This window comes from Pseudoalteromonas galatheae (assembly GCF_005886105.2).
Classification (GTDB): Bacteria; Pseudomonadota; Gammaproteobacteria; order Enterobacterales; family Alteromonadaceae; genus Pseudoalteromonas; species Pseudoalteromonas galatheae.
Window position 1 is genome coordinate 1 of sequence record NZ_PNCO02000009.1, and the last position, 373, is coordinate 373.

The 373-nt window shown below is 44.2% G+C and carries 2 tRNA genes; both read left to right on the top strand.

The window, feature by feature from the left end:
* Positions 1-29: 29 nt before the first annotated feature.
* Positions 30-106, top strand: a tRNA-Ile gene (locus CWC29_RS23525).
* A gap of 117 nt (positions 107-223) precedes the next feature.
* Positions 224-299: transfer RNA gene (locus CWC29_RS23530), tRNA-Ala, on the top strand.
* Positions 300-373 lie beyond the last annotated feature (74 nt).

Sequence of the window (373 nt, forward strand, 5' to 3'; positions counted from 1 at the left end):
ATTAGAATTAGAGAACACAAACATTGTTTGGGTCTGTAGCTCAGCTGGTTAGAGCGCACGCCTGATAAGCGTGAGGTCGGTAGTTCAAGTCTACTCAGACCCACCACTTTGCTTTGATGCTGCGTCTTTTTGCGACTCGTTTAGCAAACTAAACGTTCGTCACAAAAATCCTTGCCTGAAAGCAAAGATAGGTAAAAAACAAACAATGTTATCCTAGTAATGTGGGGCTATAGCTCAGCTGGGAGAGCGCCTGCCTTGCACGCAGGAGGTCAGCAGTTCGATCCTGCTTAGCTCCACCACTTTACTACTCCTTCTTATAGATAAACACTCTTACTCAGGTTCAAGTAACTGAGAGTTTTTAACTCTGAGAAGT